Origin of the sequence: Chitinophaga jiangningensis (assembly GCF_900142605.1) — a bacterium.
In the GTDB taxonomy this organism is placed as follows: domain Bacteria; phylum Bacteroidota; class Bacteroidia; order Chitinophagales; family Chitinophagaceae; genus Chitinophaga; species Chitinophaga jiangningensis.
Map to the genome: position 1 here is coordinate 516,858 of NZ_FRBL01000006.1, position 26,488 is coordinate 543,345.

General features: G+C 47.1%; 22 protein-coding genes. 16 read left to right on the top strand and 6 right to left on the bottom strand.

Annotated elements, in window-relative coordinates; translation table 11 throughout:
• Nucleotides 1-488: 488 nt before the first annotated feature.
• Both BUB18_RS17730 and BUB18_RS17735 read left to right on the top strand, forming a co-directional pair.
• Nucleotides 489-3,749, top strand: a complete 3,261-nt coding sequence (locus tag BUB18_RS17730; RefSeq protein WP_073083661.1) for a SusC/RagA family TonB-linked outer membrane protein — start codon at nt 489-491, stop codon at nt 3,747-3,749.
• 29 nt (nt 3,750-3,778) lie between these two features.
• Complete coding sequence (locus BUB18_RS17735; protein WP_178372152.1) at nt 3,779-5,503, top strand: SusD/RagB family nutrient-binding outer membrane lipoprotein; 1,725 nt, start codon at nt 3,779-3,781, stop codon at nt 5,501-5,503.
• A gap of 168 nt (nt 5,504-5,671) precedes the next feature.
• On the opposite strand, the gene mutS is transcribed toward BUB18_RS17735, so the two are convergent.
• Nucleotides 5,672-8,278, bottom strand: a complete 2,607-nt coding sequence (mutS, locus tag BUB18_RS17740) for a DNA mismatch repair protein MutS (RefSeq protein WP_073083664.1) — start codon at nt 8,276-8,278, stop codon at nt 5,672-5,674.
• 46 nt (nt 8,279-8,324) lie between these two features.
• Between mutS and BUB18_RS17745 the strand changes: the two genes are divergently transcribed.
• The 9 genes from BUB18_RS17745 (at nt 8,325) to BUB18_RS17785 (ending at nt 15,274) form a co-directional block, all read left to right on the top strand.
• Entirely contained in the window at nt 8,325-8,861 is a 537-nt protein-coding gene (locus BUB18_RS17745; RefSeq protein ID WP_073083866.1) for an RNA methyltransferase, read from the top strand.
• Between the two features lie 16 nt (nt 8,862-8,877).
• Nucleotides 8,878-9,744, top strand: a complete 867-nt coding sequence (locus BUB18_RS17750; RefSeq protein ID WP_073083665.1) for a UbiA-like polyprenyltransferase — start codon at nt 8,878-8,880, stop codon at nt 9,742-9,744.
• A gap of 17 nt (nt 9,745-9,761) precedes the next feature.
• Nucleotides 9,762-10,172, top strand: coding sequence for a Holliday junction resolvase RuvX (gene ruvX / locus BUB18_RS17755; RefSeq protein WP_073083667.1), 411 nt, complete (start codon nt 9,762-9,764; stop codon nt 10,170-10,172).
• A gap of 312 nt (nt 10,173-10,484) precedes the next feature.
• Complete coding sequence (def, locus tag BUB18_RS17760; protein WP_073083669.1) at nt 10,485-11,063, top strand: peptide deformylase; 579 nt, start codon at nt 10,485-10,487, stop codon at nt 11,061-11,063.
• 81 nt (nt 11,064-11,144) lie between these two features.
• On the top strand, nt 11,145-11,699 hold the full coding sequence (locus tag BUB18_RS17765; RefSeq protein WP_073083671.1) for an RNA polymerase sigma factor: 555 nt from the start codon (nt 11,145-11,147) through the stop codon (nt 11,697-11,699).
• 5 nt (nt 11,700-11,704) lie between these two features.
• Entirely contained in the window at nt 11,705-12,595 is an 891-nt protein-coding gene (locus tag BUB18_RS17770) for an anti-sigma factor (RefSeq protein ID WP_073083673.1), read from the top strand.
• 173 nt (nt 12,596-12,768) lie between these two features.
• Nucleotides 12,769-13,326 carry an RNA polymerase sigma factor gene (locus BUB18_RS17775; RefSeq protein WP_073083674.1) on the top strand — a complete coding sequence of 186 codons (558 nt, stop codon included), beginning with the start codon at nt 12,769-12,771 and terminating at the stop codon, nt 13,324-13,326.
• 17 nt (nt 13,327-13,343) lie between these two features.
• Nucleotides 13,344-14,207, top strand: coding sequence for an anti-sigma factor (locus BUB18_RS17780; RefSeq protein ID WP_073083676.1), 864 nt, complete (start codon nt 13,344-13,346; stop codon nt 14,205-14,207).
• Between the two features lie 119 nt (nt 14,208-14,326).
• Complete coding sequence (locus tag BUB18_RS17785; RefSeq protein ID WP_073083678.1) at nt 14,327-15,274, top strand: hypothetical protein; 948 nt, start codon at nt 14,327-14,329, stop codon at nt 15,272-15,274.
• Here BUB18_RS17785 and BUB18_RS17790 read toward each other — a convergent pair.
• Together BUB18_RS17790 and BUB18_RS17795 are read right to left on the bottom strand one after the other, a co-directional pair.
• On the bottom strand, nt 15,271-16,941 hold the full coding sequence (locus tag BUB18_RS17790; protein ID WP_073083680.1) for a T9SS type B sorting domain-containing protein: 1,671 nt from the start codon (nt 16,939-16,941) through the stop codon (nt 15,271-15,273). The genes BUB18_RS17785 and BUB18_RS17790 overlap by 4 nt on opposite strands.
• Nucleotides 16,942-17,093: 152 nt before the next feature.
• Nucleotides 17,094-18,188 carry an RluA family pseudouridine synthase gene (locus BUB18_RS17795; protein WP_073083681.1) on the bottom strand — a complete coding sequence of 365 codons (1,095 nt, stop codon included), beginning with the start codon at nt 18,186-18,188 and terminating at the stop codon, nt 17,094-17,096.
• Between the two features lie 66 nt (nt 18,189-18,254).
• On the opposite strand from BUB18_RS17795, the gene lipB reads away from it, so the two are divergent.
• The 3 genes from lipB to BUB18_RS17810 all read left to right on the top strand — a co-directional run bounded on the left by lipB (nt 18,255) and on the right by BUB18_RS17810 (nt 20,555).
• Entirely contained in the window at nt 18,255-18,953 is a 699-nt protein-coding gene (gene lipB / locus BUB18_RS17800) for a lipoyl(octanoyl) transferase LipB (protein WP_073083683.1), read from the top strand.
• 845 nt (nt 18,954-19,798) lie between these two features.
• Nucleotides 19,799-20,026, top strand: coding sequence for a hypothetical protein (locus BUB18_RS29415; RefSeq protein WP_143159983.1), 228 nt, complete (start codon nt 19,799-19,801; stop codon nt 20,024-20,026).
• Nucleotides 19,986-20,555: a DUF6169 family protein gene (locus BUB18_RS17810; RefSeq protein ID WP_073083686.1), complete on the top strand. Its 570-nt coding sequence runs from the start codon at nt 19,986-19,988 to the stop codon at nt 20,553-20,555. Before BUB18_RS29415 ends, BUB18_RS17810 begins: the two co-directional genes overlap by 41 nt.
• A gap of 61 nt (nt 20,556-20,616) precedes the next feature.
• Here BUB18_RS17810 and BUB18_RS17815 read toward each other — a convergent pair whose 3' ends face one another.
• The 3 genes from BUB18_RS17815 to BUB18_RS17825 all read right to left on the bottom strand — a co-directional run bounded on the left by BUB18_RS17815 (nt 20,617) and on the right by BUB18_RS17825 (nt 23,795).
• Nucleotides 20,617-21,300, bottom strand: coding sequence for a hypothetical protein (locus BUB18_RS17815; RefSeq protein ID WP_143159984.1), 684 nt, complete (start codon nt 21,298-21,300; stop codon nt 20,617-20,619).
• Nucleotides 21,301-21,411: 111 nt separating this feature from the next.
• On the bottom strand, nt 21,412-22,311 hold the full coding sequence (locus tag BUB18_RS17820) for a 1-aminocyclopropane-1-carboxylate deaminase/D-cysteine desulfhydrase (protein ID WP_073083690.1): 900 nt from the start codon (nt 22,309-22,311) through the stop codon (nt 21,412-21,414).
• A gap of 143 nt (nt 22,312-22,454) precedes the next feature.
• Nucleotides 22,455-23,795 carry an alpha-L-fucosidase gene (locus BUB18_RS17825; RefSeq protein ID WP_073083692.1) on the bottom strand — a complete coding sequence of 447 codons (1,341 nt, stop codon included), beginning with the start codon at nt 23,793-23,795 and terminating at the stop codon, nt 22,455-22,457.
• Nucleotides 23,796-23,928: 133 nt separating this feature from the next.
• On the opposite strand from BUB18_RS17825, the gene BUB18_RS17830 reads away from it, so the two are divergent.
• The gene (locus tag BUB18_RS17830) at nt 23,929-24,831 is read left to right on the top strand and encodes a nucleotidyltransferase family protein (RefSeq protein WP_073083693.1); all 903 of its coding nucleotides are present in this window, start codon (nt 23,929-23,931) and stop codon (nt 24,829-24,831) included.
• Nucleotides 24,831-25,913, top strand: a complete 1,083-nt coding sequence (locus BUB18_RS17835; protein WP_073083695.1) for a phosphotransferase enzyme family protein — start codon at nt 24,831-24,833, stop codon at nt 25,911-25,913. The genes BUB18_RS17830 and BUB18_RS17835 overlap by 1 nt, the downstream gene beginning before the upstream one ends.
• The last annotated feature ends 575 nt before the right edge of the window (nt 25,914-26,488 follow it).

Genomic DNA, 26,488 nt, shown 5'->3' on the forward strand with positions numbered 1-26,488 from the left:
CACGTATTTTTTACACAAAATTCTCTATAATATTATTTTGTTAGGATAAGATATTATTTTATCACTGATAACAAATCGTTAACAGAAAATAAAAAAAATGTTAATTCTTTTTTGACAATCTCGTAAATATGCCTATGTTTGGTTCGTTATTTTTTCGCATATCGCGTTAAAACTTGTAAGTGAAATTGAAAATTTGTGAGCGGGCACTTTACAGGTTTTTTTTATTGAGTTTATGCTAAAACGTTTTAGTAAAACGATTTACTCAAACTCCCGGTAAAGCGAAGAAATAAGACAATGGAAATGTCATGCGACTGTAACAACACGGAAACTGATTAGGCACGCGAAAAACATTTTTTTAGAGGAACGGAAACCAAAATGCTAACTGTGAACCTATCCACTTTAGGGATGGCCAACTACCTGTATGAGTAGCCGTTTTATCATGCTTATGTGACTGACTCACTTGTTATAAATTAAACCAAAAGGAAGCTATGCGAAGATCACTTCTTCTCGCCACGTTGCTTTTCTTATGCTGCGCTATTACTGCACTGGCGCAAAATAAAAAAGCTGTTACGGGTACCGTAAAAGATGAAAAAGGAACACTGTTGCCTGGTGTAACAGTGAAAGAAAAAGGCACCTCCAACGGCACCATGTCCGCCGCTGACGGTTCCTTTAAAATTCAGGTGAACCCTGATGCTACCCTGGAGTTATCCTATATTGGATACGCTGTTCAGGCAGTATCCGTGGGTAACCAAAGCACACTCTCCATCGTGCTTAAAGAAGATAATAAAAACTTAAACGAGGTAGTTGTTACCGCCATGGGTATGAAACGCGAATCCCGTAAACTGGGTTACGCCATCACCGAACTGAAAGGTAATGACATCGCCAAATCTAACCAGGTAAACCCGGTTGCGGCCCTCCAGGGTAAAGTTGCCGGTGTGGACATCTCCAGCGCTGCCGGTGGTCCGCAGGCCGCCCCACGTATCGTACTCCGTGGTGCCAAAAGCCTTACCGGTAAAGACCAGCCAATCTTCGTTGTAGACGGTGTGATCTTCGAAAACGATGTAACCGCCAACGACGTGAACTTTGGTAATGTGCTCAAAAACCTCAACCCGGATGACTATGAGTCAGTATCCGTGCTGAAAGGCGCTGCTGCTACAGCCCTTTACGGTTCCCGCGCTATCAACGGTGCCATTCTCATTACTACCAAAAAAGGTATTGCAAGAAAAGGTATAGGCGTTAACGTTAGCCAGACTGCCCAGATGGAAAAAGTATACCGTGGTCCTATCGACCTGCAGAATACTTACGGTCAGGGTATGGACGGCGTGTACGACAATACCATGGGTGGCTATTCTTTCGGTCCTGTAATGGATGGCCGCGATGTATTACTGCAAAACGGTACCACCGCTAAATTCGTTCCTCAGCCGGATAACGTAACTGACCTTTACCAAACCGGTAAATATTTCAACACAAACGTTGCAATGGAAGGCGGTAACGAGAAAGGAACTTTCCGTCTCTCTTACTCCCACCTCGATAATAACTCTGTTTCTCCTAACAATAGCTTCGGCAGAAACAGTATCTCCTTCAAAGGTTCCCAGACCATCTCTAAAGTAATCAGCGCTGATCTGGGCGTAACCTATGCCAACTCAAAAACACTGAACCCGGATCGTCAGGGTGGTGACTACACCAGCTACAACATCGGTCGTAAATGGGTGTATGTGTTCCCACGTAACTACAATCCTGGTTACTGGAACCAGCCAGCTAACTACCTCGGACCTAACGGTGGCCGTGCCAACCTGTCTACCAACCTCGGTGCTGACTACTGGTACCAACAGGCATACAACAGCTGGACCCGCAGAGAAAACCTCTTCATGGGTAACGTAGCCGTAAACGTTACTGCTACCGACTGGCTGAAGTTCATCCTGAAATCTAACTTCTCCAACGAAACATCTGCTGATGAACGTAAAGAAGTAGGTACATCCGCAAACTTCACCGGTTCCGATGGTTACTATGGTGAAGCAGGTGTTAACAAAACCCAGTACACTTTCACAGGTCTCGCTCAGATCACTCCTAAACTCGGCAAACGCTTCGACGGTTCTGTCCTCACTTTAGGAACTGAAACCTGGAACAGTGGTATCGGTAAACAATACAACAACTACTCCAGCAATGGTCTGCGTATTCCTTTTATGTACGACCTGACCAACAGCATCGGTGTAGTACAATTTAACAACGCTCCGCTGCTGCGTAAACGTATCAACTCTGCGTTCTTCGCTGCCAGCTTCAGCTACAACAACGAATTGTTCCTTGATGTAACCGGCCGTAACGACTGGTCATCGGCACTGACCTACCCTAAGGGTAGTCTGGGTAACACTTCCAACAGCTACTTCTACCCATCTGTAAGTACCGCCTGGGAATTCACCCAAACACTGAAAGACGTAATGCCTTCCTGGATTACCTATGGTAAACTTCGCGGGTCATTCGCAATGGTAGGTAGTGATACCGATCCATACACTATTAACTCCGGTTACTATAACTCTTCCAACTGGTCTGGTATGAACAGTGGTTCTTCTTTACCACTGATCACTTTCTATCCTAATGGCCAGTTGCCAAACATGGCACTGAAACCTTCTATTTCCAAAAGCTGGGAGTTTGGTGCGAATGTTCGCTTCCTGAACAACAGACTGGGAATCGATGCTGCCTGGTACCGTACCGTGGTTAATAACCAGATCATTCCGCTGGCAACCACTAACGAAAGTGGTGTTTCCAGCCGTTTCGTGAACGCCGGCAGAATGCTGAACCGTGGTCTGGAATTGGCCATCAACGGTACGCCAATCCAGAAAACCAACTTCACCTGGGATGTAACCCTGAACGCCAGCCGTAACAAAAACAAAATCCTGGAACTGGTAGAAGGCGTTTCTACTTTTACCCTCGGTGAAGATCAGGGTGTGAATGCAGTAGCTAATGTAGGCGGTTCTTACGGTGACCTGGTAACCAACTACGGTTATACCCGTAACGGCGCTGGTCAGCCAATCATCAACCTGAACCCTGCCGGTGCCGACTTCCCTGCACAATACCAACGTGGTTATGCAGTAATCGGTAACATCCAGCCTGACTGGAATCTGGGTCTCTCCAATAACTTTACTTACAAAAACTGGTCACTCGGTATCCTCGTTCAGGCACGTATCGGTGGCGACTTCTTCTCTGCTTCTCACCAATACGGTACTGGCCGTGGTACTACTGCTAATACTGAAGCTGGTCGTGATGCTGCACATGGTGGCCTTGAATGGACAGATAACACCGGCGCTAAGAGAAACGACGGTATGATTCCAAATGGCGTGCTGGCTGATGGTACTACCGTGAATGTAAATGGTCAGGAACTGAATATCGGTGGTATGAGCTACCAGGAAGCATATAATAAAGGTTATGTACAACCACTCAGCCCATTCCAGTATTATGGCATGATCGGTGACTGGGGTGTCGGTATCCGTGAGGCATCTGTTTTTGATGCTTCCTATGTAGCGCTCCGCGAGGTTAACATCGGTTACTCTCTGCCTACTGAACTGGTAAACCGCTGGAAAATGCAGAGCCTCCGCATCTCCCTCGTAGGCCGCAACCTGGGTTACCTGTTCAATAATCTGCCACTTCACATCAATCCGGAAGCAGTACGTAACAACGCTACCTATGCCTTCTCTGAATACGGTGCCGTTCCGTTCATTCGCAACTTCGGCGCTACCATTCAGATCGGATTCTAATTTTGAAGTAAATAACAAACATGATCATTATGAAATCAATATATAAACTGGGACTTGGAGCGGCAATGTTAGGCCTGTCTCTGGCTTCCTGTACAAAAGGATTTGAGGATATTAACCAAAACCCTCAGGTGAGTCCAACCACTTCTCCTGAGCTGCTGCTCACCTTGCCAGGTAAAAGCATTGTAGATCGCGACTTCGACTGGTTCTACGACTGCTATCAGTACCAGATGCAGTGGCTGCAATTTGGTGTGCCAGCTCCTGGTTCCACTGTAGGCCGTCTGTTCAATCCTTCCAATACCAACGACTTCTACTCGGCTTTCTACAAAAATATTGGTCCGAACCTGGTAGATATCGACACCGTAATCGCCAGAATGCCGGAAGCAACCAGAGCCAACTTCGCTGAAGTAGGTGCTATTGCCCGCGTAATGAAAGTATATGCCGCCTGGAGAGTATCCGATGCCAATGGCAGCATTCCTTATACGAAGGCATTCGGTGCACGCTACGGCGGTACCTTCACTCCAACTTATGATACACAGGAACAACTGTTTGATATCTGGGACGGAGAGTTGAAAGCTGCTATTACCGCATTCAACAGCAAACTGCCTAATCAGCAGGGTGCACAGTCTTTCGATATTTTCTATAAAGGTGCAGTGGCCAATTGGGCAAAAGCTGCAAACGTATTGCGTATGAAATTAGCAATGCGCCTGATGAAAAGAAATGCATCAAAAGCAACTGCTATTATCCAGGAAGTAATGTCCAGCCCGGCTGGCTTATTCGCCAGCAATGCCGAGGAATGGAAATTTGTTTCCGGTGCCAATGCATTTGCACAGGCTGGTAACTGGGAAATGACCGGTAGCGTATCACTGGTGGCTTCCAAAAATATCCTGGACTTCATGCAGAGCAATGGAGACCCTCGTCTGAATCTGTTCTTCGAGAAAAATGGTTATACCAAAGAAGCATTCGACAGTCTGAAAGCAGGTGGCGTATTTTCTCCTTCTGCTACGTATAATGATGTACGTTATGTAGGTTTACCTGCCTCTCCTGATAAACGTAACGATGCTAGCTATGCCAACTACTTCACCGTTCGTAACTACGAAATGAAGTTTACCGTAAATGGCAAAGACACCATCATCAAAAGAAGAATCGATACCATCTCATCACTGCAACGCCGTATGTTCGCAACTGGTGCTGAAAGTATCGCTTCTCCCGGTCAATATACCCAGCCAATCCTCACTTATGCGGAGCAATGCTTCATGATTGCGGAACTGGCTGTACGCGGTATCATCACCGGACAGGATGCGGCTACCTGGTATAACAACGGTATCAAAGCTTCCATCGCTGCTTATGATGATATGGGTCGTATCTGTTTTATACAGAACTACGCTGAACTGAATCAGGACGCAGTTAATGCGTATGTAAATAATCCAAAAATTCAGCTGACCGGTGATCAGGCTACTGACCTGGAGAAAATCCAGATCCAGATGTACCTGAACCACTTCAAATCTCCTTGGGAAGCATGGGGTTCATGGAAACGTACCGGTGTGCCTAAAGTAGGCAGCAGCCTGCTGGCCTTCGAACCAATGGTTTCCAACGGTTCTACTGCCACCATCCCTCGCCGTTGGGCACTGCCTCAGCCTACTGTGGTTGAGCAAACCCAGAACTGGCGTGACGCAATTACTGAAATGCAGAAAACCGGTGAATACGGTACAGACGTAAATCAGTACACCGGCCGCGTATGGTGGGATATGCAATAAGTAATCATTTGTGATGATTAGATAGTACAGTAAAGAGTGAAAAAAGAAAAGCCTCCGCATTGCGGAGGCTTTCTTTTTTATTTTATCCGGCGTAAGCGGTGCCGGCGGCACCGCTTACGCCGGTTTTTAGGGGATGCCGAAGGCATCCCCTAAAAACCGGATTTATAATTATCCAATCATTTCTTTGATCTCACTCAGCTTCAGCAAAGCCTCTACCGGCGTAAGCCGGTTAATATCCACCCGCTCCAGCTTCTCCCGTATCCCCTGAAACGTATCACTATGCGCGTCAAAAATATTTAACTGCAGTTTTTGTGTTGGGGTGGAGAGATTTTTTACCTGCTGCTGCAACGCGCCATCGATATGCTTTTCCTCCAGCTGTGCCAGCACTTCGTTGGCACGGTTAATCAGTTCCGGCGGCATCCCGGCCATCTTAGCCACGTGGATACCAAAGCTATGCCTGCTTCCTCCCGGTGCCAGCTTGCGCAGGAAAATAATCTTGTTGCCGCTTTCCATATTCGTAATATGGAAATTCTTTACACGGGCATGCTTGTTTTCCAGCTCATTCAGTTCATGATAGTGCGTCGCAAACAGCGTTTTAGGCTGGTGCCCACTCATATCATGCAGGTATTCCACAATGCTCCAGGCAATGGAAATACCATCGTAGGTGCTGGTACCACGACCAATCTCATCCAGTATCACCAGGCTTCTTGGCGTAATGCTGTTGATGATGCTCGCCGTTTCATTCATCTCCACCATGAAGGTTGATTCACCTCCACTGAGGTTATCAGATGCGCCTACACGGGTAAAGATTTTATCTGTCAAACCAATTTCTGCACGGGTGGCCGGCACAAAGCTACCCATGTGCGCCATCAGGGTGATCAGCGCTGTTTGCCGGAGCAGCGCGGATTTACCGCTCATGTTCGGTCCCGTAAGAATGATAATCTGCTGCGCTTCTTTATCCAGGGTAATATCATTGGAGACGTAAGATTCGCCCGGAGGGAGGCCCCGTTCTATCACCGGATGGCGCCCTTCTGTAATCCTGAGGTCAAAGCCATCATTGATTTCCGGGCGGCGGTATTTATATTGTACGGCATTGTGCGCAAAGCATAGCAGGCAGTCGAGCCGCGCAAAAATGTGCGCATCCTGCTGAATAGGCTCTATAAAAGGTTGCAGTGCTGCCAGCAGCTCATCAAACAGGCGGGTTTCCAGCGCCAGAATTTTATCTTCCGCACCTACAATCTTTTCTTCATATTCCTTCAGCTCCGGTGTAATGTATCGCTCTGCATTGGCGAGTGTTTGCTTCCGTATCCAGGTAGCGGGTACTTTATTTTTATGCGTGTTAGTTACTTCGAGATAGTAACCGAAAACGTTGTTGAATGCAATCTTTAAGCTCGGTATACCCGTTGCTTCGGATTCTTTCTGCTGAATCTGCAACAGGTAATCTTTGCCCTTGGTAGCAATGCCACGCAGTTCATCCAGTTCAGCATTTACACCATCTTTGATCACGCCGCCCTTGTTGACGAGCACCGGTGGGGTTTCCATCATCTCGTTGAGGATGCGGTTCATGATTGGGGCACATACATCCAGCTTTTCGTTGAGGCGTTGGAGGTAGTCGTTGGTGTTGCTGCCTAATACCGCTTTAACCGCCTCTACCTGTTGCAGCGCTCTCGCCAGCTGCATTACTTCCCTGGGATTGATTTTCTTCAGGGGTATTTTAGATACCAGCCGCTCCAGGTCGCCGGTTTGTTGCAGGTGCTGCCGCAAGCCATTGGCCAGGTCGGTTTCTTTGATGAGGTATTCCACCGTATCCAGTCGCTCATTAATCCGGTCCTTATGCCGGAGCGGGAATACGAGCCAGCGTTTGAGCAGGCGGGCACCCATTGGGGTTACGGTGTTGTCCAGCGTTTTAAGCAGGGTATGACCGTTTTCCACACTGCTGTTGAGCAGTTCCAGGTTACGCACGGTAAAGCGGTCCATCCACAGGAAGTCCTCCTGGTTGATGCGCTGCATGCGGGTAATATGCTGAAGGTTTGGGTGCTCGGTATCTTTCAGGTAGTGCAGGGTGGCACCGGCAGCCACAATGGCCGCAGGCATGCTTTCCACGCCAAAACCTTTCAGGGAATGCGTCTGGAATTGCTTTAGCAGGATTTCTTCTGCGTAGGTAGTGGTAAAAATCCATTCTTCCAGCGTATAGGTATAAAACCGGGTACCGAAGGTGGCTTTAAAGTTTTTTTGTTGCTGGCGGGCAAAGAGTACTTCTGCAGGGCGGAAGCTCTGGAGGAGTTTATCCACATATTCGATACTGCCTTCTGCCACAAAAAACTCCCCGGTAGAGATATCCAGAAAGGATACCCCGGTAACGTCGCCGCCGAAGTGTACGGCTGCCAGGAAGTTGTTGCTGGAGTTTTCCAGTATTTTATCGTTCACGGCTACACCGGGTGTTACCAATTCGGTTACGCCACGTTTTACAATGCCTTTAGCAGTTTTAGGGTCTTCCAGCTGGTCGCACACGGCTACACGGTAGCCGGCTTTTACCAGTTTATGAAGGTAGGTGTCCAGCGCATGGTGCGGGAACCCTGCAAGGTCGCCATTGGAAGAGCCGTTTGCCCTTTTGGTCAATACAATGCCAAGCACTTGTGCGGCTATCACCGCGTCTTCGTTGAATGTTTCGTAAAAGTCACCCACGCGGAACAGGAGCACAGCATCAGGGTATTTTTCCTTGATGGCATTGTGCTGTTGCATAAGCGGGGTTTCTGCCGATTTGCTTTTTGCCATGGCGCAAATATATAAAACTCAACCCATCATGTTATCTTTGCAGGTAATGAGAAAACTAAGTATGGATGAACTGGGCCGCAAAACGGTGGAGGAATTTAAAGCCGCCGATAAAACGCCCATCGTATTGGTGCTGGATAACATCCGGAGTATGCACAATGTAGGCTCCGTTTTTCGTACAGCCGACGCATTTCTGATCCAGGGGATTATCCTTTGCGGCTATACACCGGTTCCCCCGCACCGGGATATTCATAAAACAGCCCTGGGGGCCACCGAAACCGTGGAATGGCAATATGCCTCCACTACCATGGAAGCTGTTATCAGCCTCCGGGACGCGGGCTACCAAGTGATGGCTATCGAACAGGCAGTCAACAGCTTGGCACTTGATAAATTTACTCCTCCCACAGGTCAACCACTGGCACTGGTTTTTGGGAATGAAGTAAGCGGGGTAGACGGGGAGGTGATGAAGGTGGTGGACGGCTGCATCGAAATTCCCCAGCTGGGCATGAAACACTCCCTCAACATTTCCGTGACTACCGGTATTGTTGTTTGGGATATCTTTGTGAAGCTCAGAAATAACCATTAAATTATTTTATTTGTATATGTATACGACTATTAATAAATATCTGTCGCTGGTAAAGTTTGCGCACACCATCTTTGCCATGCCCTTTGCACTGATCGGGTATTGTATGGCGGTAACCATCGGCGGAGGGGCTTTTAACTGGCTTACCTTCGGCTTGGTGATCCTTTGTATGGTGTTTGCCCGCAGCGCAGCCATGGCGTTTAACCGCTGGCTGGATGTAGATATCGACAAACTAAACCCGCGCACTGCCAAAAGGGAAATCCCTGCCGGGATCATCTCCAAAAAGAATGCAATGGCCTTTATCATCGCCAATTGCGTATTATTTGTGGCTACTACCTGGTTTATCAATCCCATCTGCTTTTTCCTGTCGCCGGTAGCATTGCTGGTAGTATTGGGCTATAGCTATACCAAGCGTTTCACGGCATTATGCCATATGGTTTTGGGTGTGGGGCTGTCCCTCGCGCCAATCGGCGCCTACCTGGCTGTAACAGGCCAGTTTGCCTTATTGCCGGTACTGGTTTCCTGCCTCGTGCTCTGCTGGGTATCCGGTTTCGATATTATCTACTCCCTGCAGGATGAGGATTTTGATAAAAGTCAGCACCTGAACTCCATCCCGGCCTGGCTGGGCCTCCGCGGAGCCCTGCATTTTTCCGAGGTATTGCATGTAATTGCAGCAGGACTGGTGATCACCATCGGCATTTACGGCCATTTTCACTGGCTGTACTGGATCGGTGCAGCCGTGTTCATGATTATGCTGGTTTCACAGCATATGCTGGTAAAACCACATGACCTCAGCCGCATCAATATTATGTTTATGACCACTAACGGTATTGCCAGCGTGGTATTTGCCGTTTTCGCCATTGCCGATATGCTCGTGCTGGCTTAATTAAAAGATAAGAGAATATGCCGCGTATAATGGCCATAGACTATGGGAAAAAGCGTACAGGTTTAGCCGTTACAGATCCGCTGAAACTGATTGCCAGTGGCCTCACCACGGTGGGGACCCATGAGCTGATCCCATTCCTGAAAAAATATTTTGCCACAGAGCAGGTAGAGCAGATCGTAATCGGAGAGCCAAAGAATCTGGATGGTAATGCAACCGATGCCACCGCACTGGTTACAGAGTGCATCCGCATTCTTCAAAAAAATTTCCCGGATCTCCCTATCGTGAAAATAGATGAGCGCTTTACTTCCAAAATGGCCTTCCAAAGTATGATCGACAGCGGTCTGAAGAAAAAGGACCGTCAGAATAAAGCCCTGGTGGACGAAATCAGCGCTACAATCATCCTGCAGGAGTACCTGCAGCGACTGTAGCCTTTACATCTCCACACCAAACAACAAAAGGTGGGCCTTTGCTGCTTCTATGTTTGCACAAACAATAAAACAGAAGCCAAACAACAAAACACAAGCCTTTGCTGCTTACCTGCTTTGCTGCTTTGCGTGAAAACAGGTCGCTCTACCGGCGCCGAAGGCGCCTTAAAGTAAATAAGGCTCTGCGCGAAAGAATTCGCCGCGCGGCCTCCCTGACACCGAAGGTGGCAGCTGAATGGATGCAAACCCACTGGTACAGGAAGGTTTCCCCGAAAAAACAATTAAATTCGCATTTTAAACCAAGTCACAACAATCATGATATTGCCAATAGTAGCTTACGGACATCCGGTACTGAGAAAGGTTGCGGAAGATATTACCCCGGATTATCCCGAGTTAAAGGAATTGATCGCTAACATGTGGCAAACCATGTACGCTTCCAATGGCGTTGGTATTGCCGCCCCTCAGATTAATAAATCCATCCGCCTCTTTGTGGTGGACAGCAAACAGATTATCGATAATCTGGAAGACGATGAAAAGAACGACTATCCGGGCGATGAGGGAATCAAAGAAGTATTTATCAACGCACATATCGTGGAAACTGGTGGTAAAGAATGGCCTTATAACGAAGGTTGCCTCAGCATCCCTAAAGTAAGGGAAGATGTGGACAGACCTACCACTGTTACCCTCCGCTATGTAGACGAAAACTTCCAGCCACAGGAAAAAACATTCACCGGCGTTACCGCCCGCGTGATCCAGCACGAATACGACCATATTGATGGTATCCTGTTCATCGATCACCTGAAACCATTGAAACGCAGAATGTTAAAAAGCAAACTGGATGATATTACCAAAGGAAAGGTGAGAGTAGATTACAGAATGTCATTTCCTAAATAGGAAATTATTTTGTAATGTAAAATAAAGCCGTTATTTTGGACATAACATCCACATCCATCAAAGTTTAACATCCATATCCTTTTGGCCGCTGCATCTACATACACGGAAGCTGAACTCGTTCAGGGCCTCCAAGCGAGGAACGAAAAGATTTTCAGTTATTTGTACGACCATTACTCCCCCGCATTATATGGTGTGGCCCTTAAGGTCATTGCAGATGAAACTACTGCCGGCGATGTGCTGCAGGAAGTATTTGTGAAGATCTGGCGAAGTATCGATAAATACGACGCTACTAAGGGCCGCCTCTTTACCTGGATGTTAAACATCGCCAGGAATACAGCTATCGACAGCCTCAGATCCAAAGCCTATAAACTCGACCAGAAAATCACCGATGTAGATAACCTCGCGCTCCTCAATGAACCACAGCTCGCCGTTTATCTGCAGGTAGATCACCTGGGCCTTAGCAAAGCAGTTGAACGACTACAGAAGGAACAACGTACCATTATTGATCTGGCATACTACAAAGGCTGCACACAGGAGGAAATATCCAAAGCACTTGATATACCGCTTGGCACCGTGAAAACCCGGATGCGCAACGCTATAATGCAATTAAGAGGTCTTTTAAAACAACAATTGTAATCTACGTGGACATAAACCATTACATATCATCAGGTGTCCTGGAAAGTTACGTATATGGCCTGCTTCCGGAAGATGAAGTCGCGGAAGTGGAAGCAATCGCCCTGCAATACCCTGAAGTAAAAGAAATTGTAGAAGACCTGCAGTTTCAGAAAGAAGAATTTGTGAAATGTTATGCAGTTACACCGCCACCGGAAATCAAAGCAAGGCTGATGCTCATCATCCGCAATGAAAGTACACCCGAAGGTGAACTGATTCTTCCCCAGGAACTCAGACTAAACAATCCGGTACCCCAATCACCCGCCTCCACACCAGTGGTGAAAATGACACCCACGGCCGCTAAAAAGAAAGAGCGCCGATGGAAGTTCATCGCGGCAGCTGCTATTATTGTCTTCGCCATCAGCGTAGGCGTTAACTTCTTTTTTGCCACCGACACCAATGATTATAAAGCCCGCTACGAAAAACTCATTGCGGCACAAAAGCAAATCACGGACGACAAAGAGCTGGAATCCAATCAAACCGCCAGCCTCCAGGAAAGCGAAGAAGACAAAAAGCTGATTAAAGATCCCAACGTCATCTGGGTAAAGGCAAGCGGCTACAATACCCACCCGGACGGTGCCGTTACCATCGGCTGGAACACCGTATCCCACGAAGTATACCTCATCAACTGGCGACTCCCCATACCGCCGGAAGGTAAACAGTATCATCTCCGGACCATCACCGGTGGCAAGCCAGCAGATGCAGGGATCCTCACGATCACACCCGCTTCCAATGGCAAAATACAACACCTGAAACCATCCACCGCCCCCCAAACATTGGTAGTAACCCTGGAACCCACCGGCTCCACTGGCGCTCCAGGCCAGGCCGAAATATACCAGGTGGCAGAATTGAATCCCTAAGATTTTGAAAGTTCAAAGAAATGCGTATATTGCTTTAATAATACAACCCCGCGTTACACCATTATAAGATACTTCACTTTTGTTATTCACAACCCAGTTGACTGATCAGGACCTGATCTACGTGCGTGTGCATTATTTCATTTTTATTCACAGTAATAACTATATCCATTTTTTTGGACTCGCCTTCAACATATACCGAGCAGGAACTGGTCGATGGCTTACGTAGCCGTAACCAGAAAATATTCAGCTATCTCTATGACCAGTACTCGGCCACTTTATATGGCGTAGTGGTCAAAGTGCTGAACGACCGCGCATCCGCCGGTGATGTACTCCAGGATGTATTCCTCAAAATCTGGAAAAATATTGACCAGTACGATGAAGAACGAGGTCGCCTCTTCACCTGGATGCTGAACATCTGCCGCAATACCGCCATCGATGTACTCCGCTCTAAATCACATAAGCTGGACCAGAAAATCCAGAATATCACGGACGACGTACATGTTAAAAACGAGCCCCTGGTGGTGCACATGCAGGTAGACCACCTCGGCTTCTCCAAAATGCTCGAACACCTGAGCAAAGACCAACGAAACCTGATTGATTTAGCGTACTATAAAGGCTGTACCCAGGAAGAAATTGCCCGCGTGCTGGATATTCCGCTCGGCACAGTCAAAACACGTATGCGCACAGCCCTCAACCAGCTGAAACAAATTGTAAAAAATATCGACAAGTAATCTAAAAAGAAACATTAGTGGACGCACAAAAAGTCATATCGTCCGGCATCATTGAACTGTATGTTGCAGGTATGGCCACCGAACCGGAAGTTCGGGAGGTAGAAGCCGCCATAATACAGTACCCGGAAGTATTGGCCGCTGTGGAAGAGTACAGGAAATCCCTCGAATACTATGTCGCGGCACAGGTCCTCCCACCTGATAATGCCATCAAAGCCAGCTTACTAAACCAAATCAATAACCTCGAAGCTACCGACACGGAGCAAACTGTTCTGTCCTCCAACATGCCGGAGCGTCCCAAAGCGACCCTAATGGAAGAAACACTGATCCAAGAAAAACGCCTCTCCTGGAAAGTCGTTGCCGCAGCAGCTTTTGTGCTGCTCATCGGCAGTGTCATCATGAACTTTTTCTACTATAAAAAGTGGAAAGACTTCCGTGAATACAAAGACAAATACCAGGCACTCGTGCTCTCCCAGAATTCCATCCAGTCTACCAACGACAAGTACAGAGCCCGACTCGATGAACTGGAACAAACTCTCAATGTAATGGAAGATCCTGCCGTGCTCAAAGTGAACATGCCAGGCACCAAACTCAAACCTGATGCGGTAGCTACCGTATTCTGGAACACACAAAACAAACAGGTATACCTGAAGGTAAATAACCTGCCTGAACCTGCGGCCGACAAACAATACCAACTCTGGGCTATCGTAGATGGTAAGCCAGTAGATATGGGCGTGTTTGAAATGGGCGATACCGCCAAGCTGCTGCAGAAAATGAAGGTAACCGACAAAGTACAGATGTTCGCAGTCACCCTCGAAAACAAAGGTGGCGCTGCTCAGCCAACGCTTGAACAAATGTATGTTGCCGGTAAATTACCTGGCTGATATTAATAACAGGCACTAACATCTCCCCAATGCCTGAAAACAAAAGCTGGTAAAAGCGCCCGTAAAGCGCTTTTGCCAGCTTTCTCTTTGTTACTTGCTGCATTTCCTTAAATTGCAGCATGTCCAAATATCTGAAAAGTATAGCCGTCACCGTTATAGCATGCAACTGCATGCTTACCCTCAAAGCCCAGGACACCGCCCACTACCGTGGCATGACCATCAACCTGGACGAAGTAACCGTGGCCGCACAAAAAATCGGCTTCGATGTCAACAGCTTTATCAAACGGGTAGAAGACGATACCACCTTCTACAGAGCCTTCAAAAACCTCCGTATCGTTGGCTTCAACGGCGATAACGATATCCGCATATACGATAAAAAAGGACAGGTACAGGCATCCCTCAAAAGTACTACCACGCAGGAAATGAAAGGCCGCTGCCGCAGCATGAAAGTGGAGGAGGAAAAAGTAACGGGCGACTTCTACGACCGCAAAGGGAACTATAAATACTACACCGCAGAACTTTATGCTAACCTGTTTTTTACCACCGGTACCGTATGCGTGGATGAAAACGGGAATGCGCCGGAGCGCTCCAATGGCTCACTGGCCAAGCATAAGGCACAGCTTAAACAACTGATATTCAACCCCGGAAAACCCGTTCGCGGCGTACCTGTCGTAGGTAACAAAGTAGCCATCTTTAGTAGCGACGTAATGCGCTACTACGACTTCTCCATAAAATCAGAAAACTATGTAAACGGCATTCCCTGCTACGTTTTCACGGCCAAAGCAAAACCTGGGCTCAGCCGCCTCGATAAAGCGGAAATCGTGATCGATGAACTGATTACCTGGTTTAATAAAGACAATTTTGAGATCGTGGGAAGGAAGTACGCATTGTCGTATAAAACCATGCTGTTCGACTTCAACGTACAAATGAATGTGCAGATGACGAAGGTAAACGACCTCCTGATTCCGGCGCTGGTAACCTATGCCGGCTCATGGGATGTGGCCTTCAAAAAGAGAGAAACTGCGGCTTTTATTGCGAAATTCCACAATTTTCACAGCGGAAATTAATATACCACACTAACGGCGCCGGTCATATGTACCGGCGTCAGGGAGTTGCCATCCACATAATCTACGATATATACATAGGTGGCCATCTGCACGGGTTCCCCCTGGAAAGTCCCTCTCCAGCCCACTTGCGGATCAGTGGTATAAAATATCCTTTCTCCCCAGCGATTATAAATACTCATCTGGAACTGGTTCACCGGGCACTTGTACACCGGCCTGAAATAATCATTGCGCCCATCGCCATTGGGGGTAAACGCATTGGGGAAATACATGGTACAGCTGCATTCTTTATAGTTTACCACCACGGAATCCACCGTCCGGCCACATTCGTTATAGCCGGATACGCTGTACAAACCTGCCCTGGTAACAGTATAGAAAGGAACGCTGGTACTGTCCTGCCACTTATAATTAGCCCCTGCACCGCGAGGATAGAGGGTATAGGCTTCGCCCCGGCATAAAATCGTATCCATACCCAGGTTAGCCCGTAGTGTATCCGTAAAGGTTACTGAAATTGTATCCCAGGATTCGCAGCGGCCAATTTTAGCATGTACATAGTAGCTGCCGGGTTTGGTCACATAATAGGTGGCCTGGTCTGAATTATCCTGCCAGGTATAAACGCCATTGCCAAAATCGGCGGTGAGCACCAGGAAATTTCCTTTGCAGATGGTAGTGTCGTTCCCCAGGTTAATCTGACGTAAGCGGTTGTAATCCAGTAATATGGTGTCCACAACGCTACAGGTATGATTAATTTCAACGAGTGCCCATACCGGTCCTTCTCCCTGAACGGTAACGGATGGGGTGGTGGCGCCATTGCTCCAGAGCCAGCTGGTGGCCTCGGGCACATTAGGCGCGAGCGTCACTGATTCTCCCGGACATAATAACGTATCAGCCCCCAGGGAAAAGGGATATTCAGGTCCCGTGAAAGTGACGGTTTTCTGGAAGAACATCGATGGGCATCCTTCCGGAAATACCGTTACGGAGTAGGTGCCGCTGGTACGCACATCCAGTGTGGGTTCTGTACTGCCTGTACTCCAAACATAGGTGCAGTTTTGTGCGGTGGCATCCAGCTGGATATTTTCATTCGTGCATAACACCAGGTCGGGGCCCAGGTCTATTTCGGGTATCGGTGTAAAAAAGATATTGACTGAGTCGGGGATGAGGCACCCGTCTATCTTCAGTTTATAGGTAGCACTGGTATCTGCCACTATGGAGGATTGTGTGGAACTATCCTGCCACAGATAGTTAGCACCGGGAATCACCGGCCCAGCTATCAGCATACTTCCGCCTTCACAAAGGGTGACGTCCTGCGGTCCGAAGTCGTATATCACCGGTGTTACGATGGTAATAGGTTGCTGGGTGGTGGTGGGCACGCCTGCACAGTAGGCCACGAGGGTAACGTTGTAGGTGCCTGTGGCGCGATAAATATGCCAGGCCCTTCTATACGCTGAGGAGTCCATATTACCACTGCCGGGATCGCCGAAGTACCATTTCACGGAATCTACGCCGGTGCCGTTGGTCATGGAGAAATAAACACTGTCGTTTACACAGGTAGAACTTGCGGTGAATACTTGTGCATGGCTTATTCCGGGAAGAAAAATGAACAGCATTACCACCAGGCGGGGCAGTAGTTTGAAATAGTCTGGACGATTGGAAGCGTATAGGTTCTTCATGTTTGGGACATGGGATAATATTCCGGCGTCTAAATTATGAAAAAAAATTATGTGATTGGAGGAAATAATATTAAGAAAACGGTATTTATAGGTAGGATAGCTTAGAAACGTCGCCCCGCGGGGAATCGGGGCGACTGATTATTTTATTGTGTTTAATCTTCCCATTTTTGGCCGGGTTGCTCTTTTTCTTCCAGTGGCCGTGCGGTGGTGTAACGTTTCCATTTTTCCAGCACGGAGGTGAAGTCGGCCGGGAGCTGACTTTCGAAGTACATCTGTTTGCGGGTGCGTGGGTGGATAAAGCCTAATTGCTGTGCGTGGAGGGCATGGCGTGGCATTATCTCGAAGCAGTTTTCCACAAACTGTTTGTATTTGGCGAAGATGGTCCCTTTTACGATGCGGTCGCCCCCATAGGTATCATCATTGAACAGGGAGTGGCCGATGTGTTGCATATGTACCCTGATCTGGTGGGTGCGACCGGTTTCCAGGCGGCATTCCACCAGGGTTACGTAGTTAAAGCGTTCCAGTACGCGGTAGTGGGTGATCGCTTCTTTTCCGTATTCTCCGTCCGGGTAGGCGTCCATGATCTTGCGGAAGCGCTGGTGGCGGCCTACGTGAGCCACAATGGTACCTTCGTCTTCTTTCAGGTCGCCCCATACGAGGGCAATATAGCGGCGGTGCACGGTGTGGTCAAAAAACTGTTTGGCCAGGTCGTTCATGGCTTTGTCGGATTTTGCAACAACGAGCAGTCCGGTAGTATTTTTATCGATGCGGTGTACGAGTCCGAAGCGTGGCAGGGCGGGCTCGGTGGCCTGGGTTTTATCGCCCAGGTAATACGACAGGCCGTTTACCAGTGTACCGGTGTAGTTACCACAGCCGGGGTGTACCACCATGCCTGCGGGCTTATCGATCACCATTACATCGTCATCTTCATACACGATATTCAACGGCATATCTTCCGGAACCACTTCCGTGCTTTCCGGGCTCTTGTTGGAGAACACGACAATACGGTCCAGCGGGCGGATTTTATAGTTTGATTTTACCGGTTTATCATTCACCAGTACCATTTCCCCGTCCAGGGCCTGTTGGATTTTATTGCGGGTGGCGCCTTCGATACGGGCGGTAAGGAACTTATCAATACGGACAGGCTCCTGGCCTTTATCCACTACCATATTGATTTTTTCGTATAGTTCCTCGCTGCCATCACCGTTTTCCAGCTCATCTTCCAGTTCCAGCAATTCTTCAGCCATTGATTCAAATTTTTGCAAAGGTACGTATCTTTGCGGGCTAAAAACCAGGGGATAAAGGCAAAAGCTATGAGTAAGCAACAGATTGTAGTAAAGGATCTTGGTAGGATTGATTATCAGCAGGCTTGGGACTACCAGGAGCAGCTGCTGAAGGCCAATGTGGAATTGAAGTCGAAAGCAGGCGATGTGAGCCCTAAGCCTACCACCAATTACCTGCTTTTTTGCGAGCATCCGCCGGTTTATACCCTGGGTAAAAGCGGTCACCTCGAAAACCTGTTGCTCACCGAAGCACAGCTGGAAGAAAAGGGGATTGGCTTTGTAAGTACCAATCGTGGCGGAGATATCACTTTCCATGGTCCCGGCCAGATTGTAGGTTATCCCATTATCGACCTCGAAAATTTCTTCACTGATATCGGTAAGTATCTTCGTTTACTGGAAGAAGTTATTATCCGCACCATCGGCGATTACGGCGTTACGGGCGACCGTTCACCAGGTGAAACCGGCGTGTGGCTGGACCCTGACGTGAAGGGCAGGGCGCGTAAGATATGTGCCATGGGCGTGCGTTGCAGCCGCTGGGTTACCATGCATGGCTTTGCATTGAATGTAAATACCCCGCTTTCTTATTTCGGCAATATTATTCCTTGTGGCATACAGGATAAACAGGTGGCCACTTTAAACCAGGAACTGGGCAGAGAGGTGGATGTGGAAGAGGTGAAAGCGCGACTGGTAAAGCATTTCGCGGAAGTGTTCAATGCCGAAATGGTGTAGTTTTTTTATTTTTATTTAGGGAGATGTTAATGCTTAGGGGCGGCACTGTCCAGGCACTGCTTTAATTTTTTTTCTGCTATATTTTCCCGGAAGATGCTACGCTGAAAGCTGCTACTGCCGCTGATCTCAGCTATTGTCCTTCTTGCTATACTGCTAGCCGCCGCGCTGCGCGCGGCACCAACCCGCCGACACCGAAGGTGTCGGCGTAAACACTGTATTCATGAGCATCCCGCAGCTTTTATCTACACTAAAATTATTCTAAAAATAACGCGCAAGATATCGCCTTGATAATCGTATAATCAATTTGAAATCAATTAAATAAACATTATTAATTAACCAGTTATTAACATTTCCTGTTAAACATTTTTTGTTATTTCGGGGTATGAAAAAATAACATTGTTTATGTATTACGTTACACCCAACACGATCGCCTTATCTGCTGCACAACCCGGAAGAAAACTGCTATTATGCGTGTTCGCCGCCCTGCTGGCAGCGATTATTTGATACCCGTTAGCACATGCGCAGCTGAATCAATTCGAGATCAGAACATTTATTTATCTGTAAAAACATTGTTTATGAAAAACGTGAAACCCAACGGGAAACCAACCCCCATGCCTTTGCCGCGCCCGCGCGAGGAGATGCATGTATTTGATCAGATTATCTGGGATCAAAGGCGTATTAGACATGCAATTGAGAATGGGATTCCATTGTCAGAATTATCGGACATTAATTTTTTCAACCTTCAAATTACCTTATCAGGGCATGAATGCATAGACGATATATGTAGAAGTATGCGCTGACGAACAAATTATATGTATTTATTTTTCAACCGTAATAACTAAATTATGAAAAGTATTAAACCTACAAAACCGGCCGAGCCAATGCCATTGCCACGGCCAAGGAACGAAATGCATGTATTCGATCAGATTCTTTGGGACCAAAGAAGGATGCAGCATGCGGCTGAAAATGGCATACCATTCTCCCAATTAGCAGATATTCCATTGGTAAAACCTTCCTTTAACTTGTCCGGATATGAAAGCATGGATGAATTACGCCGTAACCTCCTCAGATAATAATTCATTTTATTTTGAAACTTCCAAAGGCGCTGTATATGAGCTCAGTTTTGGAGACTATTATCTACATGATTATTTTGAAAAGGAAGTAGTAGTAAAATCTATGTGCCTGACCAGAGTTCCTCCAAATATAAGAGGTAAAGGATGTAATCATAAAGATGGATATGTTCATCCAACAATAGCATCAATTATTCTTAAATATTTGGATATCTATCCTAATGCAGCTTTGTTATATGTATGCCATGACAATGATAAACTAGGAAAAGCAAGGCACAGATTGTTTGACAGATGGTATAGATCAGAAAAGCAGTTGCTTGCTAAATACGATACCAATGATAACGAACATCAGCATGATTTTTATTCATCCATCGTTATGCGAAGGAGTAATCCAACTGGCTTATATCTACAGGATGCCTTTAAACAGACTCTAAAAAGGTATTTTCCTGATGATGACCGCTATCCAATGCCAGAAGCGGAATGGCGCTTAAAAAATGAGGAAGGGTTCGACGGTATGTTCCATCTTAACTAAAACATCCACCTACAAAAAAAAGCCGGCTCCAGCCGGCTTTTCCATCTCTATAAAAATAAACTTACATCTTATAATTCAACGGAATAAAGAAGTTCCATTTCTCCTTCAGCTTCCCGTCTTCAAACAGCTCAAAATTAAACCAGCCTGCATGCAGAAAAATTGCTTTTTCCAGGATGAGGAAAGATGATTTTACCTTTTCAATATCGAAAATGAAAGCCCCGTTGGTTTCATAAAACTTAATATTATAATGCTTCTTTGGCGCTTCTGGCAGGCGGATATTCACATTCCCATCTGCGGTGGTATAAATATAGTTGGAAGGGTGCCAAACCACTCTGTCCGGCTCTCTGTTTTCCTGTTCTTTACTGCGGAGACCTCTGGCAGCATCTTTGATATCGGCATACTGGAGCTTCATATCGGCTCTAAAGGAGCTGTCGGTTTGGGCCAGTATTGTTTTACTATAGAAGAAACGGCCGTTGTTGAATACTACCAGCAGTCGGTAGTAGTTGGTACCAGGCAGTGGCTTGTTATCCTGGTAGGTACCGCGGGTATCTTTATTGGCATATCCGATGGTACTGAAGTTAATGACGCTGTCCAGCGAGCGCTGTACGCCAATTTCCTTGATATCACGAAATCCTGAAATCCAGTCCAGGGATATTTTACCGGTTTTGATGATGGCAGAGAACTCCGGTAATACCGGCGGCATAATTTCTTCCTGGCTCTGCGCACTCACCCTAATGGTCGTCAAAATAAATATTCCAAAAGCAATTGAAAATTGCACGATCTGCTTCATACTTGAATAACCCTATCTCTTAAAGTTGGCAAAAATACACTACCCGTCAAATATAACGAACACTTTTTAAAATGTGAGCGTGCCCGGCACCACCGAACTATTGCCCTGAAGGCCGCCAGTGTGGATCAATAGCACATTACTGCCATCCGGGAAATAATTCGTTTTTAACAAAGTATTAAATGCCTGGATGAGTTTTCCAGTGTAGATGATGTCTGTGGGAATGTGCGTTTGCTGATAGAATTCGTTCATGGAATTTACCTGTTCGGCGCTATACTTGCCATAGCCGCCACCATGGTGTTCCGTTAGCAGTTCCCAGGAGGCGGTATGCGCCGGCAGCAGGAGAGCAGCTATTTCCTGTTGCAGGTAAGCGGCACCTTTGAGTACGCTTATGCCCAGCACCTGCTGATGTGGAGCAGCACTGTTAATAATACCTGCCAGTGTGGTTCCTGTGCCTACGGCACAGAGTATATGGGTATAGGAAGAGGTGGGATGTATCCGGAGAATATCTTCGCAGCCCCTGGCCCCTGCGGCATTGTGACCACCCTCCGGAATGATATATGCTTCCTCCGCCAGGGCCTGGTACAGCGGGTTGGAAGGCTGTTGTACGGCTTTGTATGTTTCCCGCGATACAAAGCGTAGTTCCATGCCGTTAGCGGCGGCCAGCTGAAGGGTGGCATTACTGTCTGCCCGTATTTCTTCACCCCGGATGATGCCAATGGCGTGCATGCCAGCGTCGCGACAGGCAGCCGCCGTGGCTGCAATATGGTTGGAGTAAGCCCCTCCAAAGGTTACGATGGTGGCCTTCCCCGCAGCCCTGGTATCTTCCAGATTATATTTTAACTTAAACCACTTATTACCTGATATTTCCGGATGTAATTGATCCAACCGCAGCATGGCAGCACTGATAACCGCCGGCATGGCGGATGTACGAATGGTATCCAGTGTTATCTTACTATAATCAGGCATAATGGCGAAAATACAGAAAAGGCGCAAGGTACTTATCCCTTGCGCCTTTTCTCTTATCGGTTGTCCCCCGCTGCCTGAGGCAGGTAGCCCGCGTACAGCGCGGCAACCTTGCAGTTGACAGCAATAGTAACAATTAGATGGTCTTATTCTCCGGAAAGGAATCCGCCTTTACCTCTGTACAGCTTTACTGGTTTATCCAGTTTCACTTTCAGGACGGTTACATACTTATCTTGTACATTTTCTGGTACATCGATGTAAACCAGTCCGGGTACGGGGCTCCAGGAGATTTTACCCACCACTTTATGTTGCAGTTTGGTACCGTTCCCAACTACAGAAATATCCTGGATTTTATTGTCCAGCCCTTTGATCACCACCTGGCCACTGGTTTTACCAGGGAGGAACAGGTAGAGGGTGGAAGAATCTTTGGAGAGGGTAGTAGGGCCGTAGAAGTGCCCCAGTGGCAGTCCTCCGATGGTATTGAATACTGCTTCGCCATTCTTTCTGTTCCAGGCACCCAGTTCTTTCAGCACATGCACCTGTTCTGCCGGGATGGTGCCATCCGCTTTCGGACCGATGTCCAGCAGGAGGTTCCCGCCATTGCTCACTGCATCCACGAAGATGGTGATGATCTCAAAAGGCGTTTTCCAGTTGGTATCCTGTGGCTGCCATCCCCAGTTGTTGTTGATGGTCATGCAAAGCTCCCACCAGTGGTAGGCAGGGCGGCTCACGGGGAAGTTCTGTTCAGGGGTATCATAGTCACCATAGCCCTGAAGGCGGCCATTGATGATGGTTTTAGGGTTGTGGGTGGTAAGCATGGTGCGCATTTTCTGTGCTTCCCATTCTTCGGCGGAATGTTCCCAGTCGCCATCGAACCACCACAGGTCGGGGTTGAAGTTATTCATAACTTCTGCCATCTGGCCTTCGTAGAACGATAGGAATTTCTGCCATCTGGCCGGATCTTTCTTCGCGTCATAGCGGCTGCTGTCTTTCAAAAAGCCCGGATAATTGGGGTGCGACCAGTCGATCAGCGAAAAATAGGCACCACATTTGATGCTATCGCGGCGCAATTCGGCGTAGAGGGGCGTGAGCACATCTCTTTTTGCCGGTGTACTGTTTACCACATCCAGTTTGCTTAATTTACTATCCCATAGCGCCACGCCATCATGGTGTTTGGTAGTCATCACTGCATATCTGGCGCCGGATTCCTTGATCAGGTCGGCCCATTCGCGGGGATTATATTTCTCAGCAGTAAATCCTTTTAGCTGAGCCATATAATCAGGATAGGAAATTTTCTTATTGTGGAACGACCAGGATTCGTCAACGCCTTTAACGGAATAAATACCCCAGTGGATAAAGATGCCGAGTTTAGCGTCGGCAAACCACTGCATTTTTTCTTGAATGTCGGCCGGATTCGTTTTCTGTTGTGCGTTTGCGTTCAGGCAAAGCTGCATGGCACAGGCACCGAGCAGGATCAGTCTCTTCATTGTTCCTTATTAAATTAGTCTTTGAAATATGTGTTAAACACAAAAAGAAACTGTGAAAATAGGAAGTATTGATTAAATTTAGCGCCGATTATTTCAGGTAAATAATTGAAAACTATAAATCTAAAACAAACAAATGCAACCGACTTTATTGATTTTGGCGGCCGGTATGGCCAGTCGTTATGGCAGTTTGAAGCAAATCCAGCAATTTGGCCCCAGCGGTGAAACTATCATTGATTACTCTATTTATGATGCAATACGCGCAGGATTTGGTAAAATAGTATTTATCATCCGCGAGAGCTTTGAAAAGGAATTCAAAGAGATATTTGAGCCTAAGCTGAAAGGGCGCGTGGCCACAGATTACGTGTTCCAGGATATGGATTCTTTCATTGGTAAATATGAAGTACCTGCCGACAGAACCAAGCCTTGGGGCACTGCACATGCGATTTTGTGTGCAAAAAATGCGATCAACGAGCCATTTGCGGTAATTAACGCAGATGACTTCTATGGTGCAGATGCATTTGTGAAAATGGCTGATTTCCTGAAAGGGGAGGCAAAAGCCGACATATACAGCGTAGTAGGGTATGAACTGGGTAAAACTATCAGTGAGCACGGTTCAGTATCCCGCGGCGTTTGCGCAGTAGATGGAGCAGGTTTCCTGTCGGCCATCAACGAGCGTACTAAAATCTATTCCGACAACGGAGTGATTGTTTATGAAGATGCCGATGGCAGCAAACATGAGCTTTCCGCTGAAACGCCGGTGTCAATGAATTTCTGGGGCTTTGATCCCAGCGTATTCGACTTAAGCCAGGACCTGTTTTATGAGTTCCTGGAGAACAGTCGGAGCAATCCAAAAGCAGAATTCTTCATTCCTATCGTTGCCGACGAGTTTATCAAACGTGGCAAGGGTAAGGTGAAAGTGCTGCCAACCAGTGCTCAGTGGTTTGGTGTAACCTACAAAGAGGATGCACCAGGCGTACAGGCTTCACTCAATGAGCTGGTTGCCAAAGGAGCATATCCCAACAATTTATGGAAATAATGCCCAACAAGCTAATCCTTCAGGCTTTCGGACTTGAGCCTGAAGGATTAAATGTCCGACGATTTGGATCAGGACACATCAACAACACTTTTCTGCTCGAAAAGAAAGAGGATGGCAGTAGGTACGTTCTACAAAAAATCAACGTGAACGTATTCAGGGAACCAGGAATTATCGCCGCAAACCAAAGAATGGCAGCTGATTATCTGGCAATTCATCATCCGGGGTATCTGTTCATCACGCCTATCCCCACCGTAAATGGCGATGAGCTGTATGTGATGGACAACGAATACTGGCGAATGATTCCCTTTATTGCCGATTCTGTGACGGTGGATCAGGCAGACAACCCGAAGCAGGCTTATGAGGCAGCCAAACAATTTGGACGCCTGGCTAATTACCTTACGGGCATCGACCTGAAACCGTTTAAAGCTTCTATTCCAAACTTTCACAATCTTACGCTGCGTTATGCCGCTTTTCAGGAAGCCATCCGCAACGCCGCAGAAGACAGGAAAGCAGCAGCAGAAGAGATGATTGAAGAATTCCTCCGCTACTCCGACATCGCAGTGACCTACGAGCAGCTGAAAACAAATCCGGAATTCAGGGACCATCTGATGCACCACGATACCAAGATCAACAACGTATTACTCAACAAGGATACATTCGAAGGTATATGTGTTTGCGACTTGGATACACTGATGCCCGGAAAAATTATCTCCGACCTTGGCGACATGATCAGAACTTATGTTTGCCCTGTTTCAGAAGAGGAAAGAGATTTCAGCCAGATCGTGATCCGCGAAGCGTATTTCGAAGCACTTATGCAGGGATACCTTGGAGAAATAGGCGGCACCTTAACAACGGTGGAAAAAGAGCAATTGTTCTTCGCAGGAAAGTTCATGATCTACATGCAGGGTATAAGATTCCTCACCGACTATCTCAATGGTGATATCTACTACCCAATCAAGTATCCGACTAACAATTTTGATCGCGCAAAAAACCAGCTGATACTATTACAGCGGTTGATCGAAAAACAAGATGTATTGCAGGCTATCATCAACAAATGCCTGCACGTCAGTGAACAGGTTTAGAAAAGTGAACAAAAGAAATGAAGCTATTTTAAAGCCGTTTCCGCTCCGGGAACGGCTTTCCTGTTTTTATTAGTTGTCGATCGGGATTTACCCCACGCCTTTGGTGCGGGGTAAATCCCGATTTGGGTGACGGACCGCAGGTCCGTCACCCAAATCGGGATGAAAAATGATCTATTATAGTCCGTTTTACACAAAAACATCACTGCTATATGTCTACCGATTTTGTGATTTGTTTAGATTGTGCCTAACAAATCGACTTCTTTTTTGAATATTTTCAAAAACCCTTATAGCAATTAATTTTTGACGAAATATTTGGCCCTTTGTTGTTTTTTATTTTAACCACCCATACTTTTGTATCGATAGAAAAAAATATCACCAGCCTCCATGTGGGTATATAAAGACAATATAAAACTTAATCACATCGTTGCACAGTTGAACTGGGCTATCACGAAGGTCGTGATTATTGTCGTTGTCATTATTAGCCACCAGTATGGAGGATAGGTCCACGTGCATATAACACACTTAAATACGCCTTCCTCCGCAAAGAGGAAGGCTTTTTTTTTGGGATCATATTT